Source organism: Protofrankia sp. Cr1 (assembly GCF_963555865.1).
Classification (GTDB): Bacteria; Actinomycetota; Actinomycetes; order Frankiales; family Frankiaceae; genus Protofrankia.
In genome coordinates this window covers 1,484-4,796 of record NZ_CAUVXO010000440.1, presented here as the reverse complement: position 1 = coordinate 4,796, position 3,313 = coordinate 1,484, and the positions used below count along the sequence as shown (strand labels likewise).

At 67.9% G+C, this 3,313-nt stretch carries 3 protein-coding genes; all 3 read left to right on the top strand.

Annotated elements, in window-relative coordinates:
• On the top strand, positions 1-576 hold a 576-nt coding region (locus tag U9980_RS23205; RefSeq protein ID WP_322769881.1), incomplete at its 5' end, for a ZIP family metal transporter.
• 21 nt (positions 577-597) lie between these two features.
• Complete coding sequence (locus U9980_RS23200) at positions 598-2,028, top strand: 3' terminal RNA ribose 2'-O-methyltransferase Hen1 (RefSeq protein ID WP_322769880.1); 1,431 nt, start codon at positions 598-600, stop codon at positions 2,026-2,028.
• A partial coding sequence (locus U9980_RS23195; protein ID WP_322769879.1) for an AAA family ATPase occupies positions 2,025-3,313 on the top strand: 1,289 nt, incomplete at its 3' end. The genes U9980_RS23200 and U9980_RS23195, both read left to right, overlap by 4 nt.

Here is a 3,313-nt window from a genome sequence, read left to right as displayed (position 1 = left end):
GGTCACGGAGGCGTTGCAGGCCAGGGAAGCGGTATCGGCCCGGGCACGATGGCCGCGGGGGAGCTGCCCGCCCACCGGCGGATCGACCTGGCAGCCTGGTCGCCCGCGCGACGGTTGGCACTGTTGATCGCGGTCGGGATCGGTCTGCACAACTTCGCCGAGGGTCTGGCCATCGGCCAGTCCGCCGCCGCCGGGGAGGTCGCGCTGGCAACGCTGCTGGTCATCGGTTTCGGCCTGCACAACGCCACCGAAGGTTTCGGGATCGTCGCGCCGCTGGCCGGTGACACCGACAGCGACGGCACCCCCATCCGGCCCGGGTGGGGGTTTCTGTTGGCCATGGGCTTCATCGGTGGTGCCCCGACCTTCATCGGCACCGCTGTCGGGCACAGCTTCACCAGCAAGCCGGTCAGCGTGGCCTTTCTGACCCTGGCGGCCGGGTCGATCCTCTACGTCGTCATCCAACTGATCACCGTGGCGGCGAAGAACCGCCGTCCCGACCTGCTCGCCTACGGCCTCCTGTTCGGCCTCATGGCGGGCTTCGCCACCGACGGCATCCTGGTGGCCGCCGGCTCCTGATCAGCTGGCAGGATCACAGGGGTGCTGCTGACGTTGACGACCACCCACCAGCCGGCAACCGATCTCGGCTTTCTCCTGGTGAAGCATCCAGATCGCGTGCACCGGTTCGATCTGCCGTACGGGACGGCGACGGTCGTGTTCCCGGTGGCGTCGCCGCAGCGGTGTACGGCGGCGCTGGTCCTGGAGGTCGATTCCCAACGGCTGGAACGCGGCCGCGGAGCCCAGCAGTTGAACCGGTATGTCAATGATCGTCCGTACGCGGCGAGCAGTCTGTTGTCAGCGGCGCTGAACCGGGTGTTCCGCACTGCCGCGCGGGGTGAGTCCAAGGATCGCCCGGAGCTGGCCGCGACGGCGATCCCGCTGGAGGTCGGTGTGCCGGCGCTGCGCTGCGAGGGTGGCGTGGCGCTGGCTGCGGCGCTGTTCACGCCGTTGGGTTGGGATGTGATCGGCACGCCGGTGCCGTTGGATCCGGCGTTCCCGCAGTGGGGTGAGAGCCGGTACGTCGATCTGACGCTGTCCGGGACGCTGCGCCTGGCGGATGCGTTGAACCATCTCTATGTGCTGCTGCCGGTGCTTGATGACGCCAAGCATTACTGGGTGGCCCCTGATGAGATCGACACGCTCCTGGACAAAGGCGACGGCTGGCTGGCCGGACATCCCGAGCGCGGGCTGATCACCAGTCGGTTTCTGGCGCACAGCCGCGTCCTGGCCGGTCAGGCCGAGTCCCGCCTGTCCGAGCTGCTGTCCGACTCCGTTGCGGACTCTGTGGCGGAGCGCGCCGCGGAGGGCGAGGCTGACACCACCGACGAGGATGCGGAGCTGCCGGCGGAGGTCCAGCGCGTGCCGCTGAACGCCCAGCGCCGCGAAGCGGTGCTGACGGTGCTCGCGCAGACGGGCGCGGCACGGGTGCTGGATCTGGGCTGCGGCGCAGGCGCCCTGCTCGGCGACCTGGTGAAAGACCCGCGTTACACCGAGATCGTCGGTGCGGACGTGTCGATTCGGGCGTTGGCGTTGGCGGAGCGCCGGCTGCGGCTGGACGGGTTGCCCGATCGGGCGCGGCAGCGGATCAGACTGATCCAGTCCGCACTGACCTATGTGGACGAGCGGCTGCGGGGCTTTGACGCGGCGGTACTCATGGAGGTCATCGAGCACGTGGACGAGCCACGCCTGCCCGCGTTATGCCAGGTGGTGTTCGGGCACGCCAACCCGGCCACTGTGATCGTGACGACGCCGAACGCGGAGTACAACGTCCGCTATGAGACGCTGGCTGCGGACACCCACCGGCACAGCGATCATCGCTTCGAGTGGACCCGGGCCCAGTTCGCCGCGTGGGCGTCCTCGGTCGCCGCTCGATTCGGCTACACGGTATCCCTGCGCGGCGTGGGCGACGACGACCCGGAGCTGGGAACGCCGACCCAGCTGGCCCTGTTCACCAAGGACGTGGCGAAGTGACCGTTATCGACATTCCCGAGCTGGCGCTGGTCGTGCTGGTCGGCATCTCCGGGTCGGGTAAGTCGACGTTCGCCCGGCGCCATTTCGGCGCCTCGCAGATACTGTCCAGTGACACGTTCCGGGCGATGGTCGCCGACGACGAAAACGACCAGTCCGCATCCGGCGACGCGTTCGACGTGCTGCACTATGTTGCCGCCAAGCGGCTGCGTGCCGGACGTCTCAGCGTCGTGGACGCCACCAATGTGCAGGCGCATGCCCGGGCCGGGTTAATCACGGTCGCCCGGGAACACGATGTGCTGCCGGTGGCGATTGTCCTCGACATCCCGGAATCGGTGTGCTGGGAACGCACCCGGGCCCGTCCGGACCGGGATTTCGGCCGGGATGTGCTCAAGCGCCAGCATCGGGACCTGAGAAGATCCTTGGGTCAGTTGCGGCGGGAGGGCTTCCGGAAAATCCACATTCTCGACGACACCGAGGACGTGGAAATCCGCTACGAGAAGCTGTTCAACGACCGCAGCGAGCTGACCGGCCCGTTCGACGTCATCGGTGACGTGCACGGCTGCCGGGATGAGCTCGAAGCGCTCCTGATCAGGCTGGGCTGGGTTTTTACCTCGGATGGCCCGAGCCCGGTGCATCCAGACGGGCGCACGGCGCTGTTCGTGGGCGACCTGGTCGACCGGGGCCCGGACTCACCGGGGGTGCTGCGGCTGGTCATGGACATGATCAGCAGAGGTGTGGCGCTGTGCGTCGCCGGTAATCACGAGGCGAAGCTGCTCAAGTACCTGGCGGGCCGCAAGGTGACTGTCAGCCACGGCCTGGCCGAGACCATCGCTCAGCTGGAGCAGGACCCGATTGACGGGCTTGCGCGTTTTCTCGACGGGTTGATCTCCCATTATGTGCTCGACGGCGGTAATCTCGTCGTCGCGCACGCCGGGTTGAAGGCGGAATACCACGGTCGCGCCTCCGGCCGGGTGCGTTCGTTTGCGATGTACGGCGACACCACCGGCGAGACCGACGAGTACGGGTTGCCGGTGCGCTATCCCTGGGCGAACGACTACCGCGGCAAGGCAATGGTCGTCTACGGGCACACCCCGACGGTGACCCTGGAATGGGTGAACAACACCATCTGCCTGGATACCGGGGCCGTGTTCGGCGGCCGGTTGACCGCCCTGCGCTACCCCGAGCGCGAGCTCGTCTCGATTCCGGCGCTACGCCAGTACTACCAGCCGGCACGCCCGCTGACGCCATCCGGGCCGATGACGCCCGGTGCTGTGAATGCCACGGG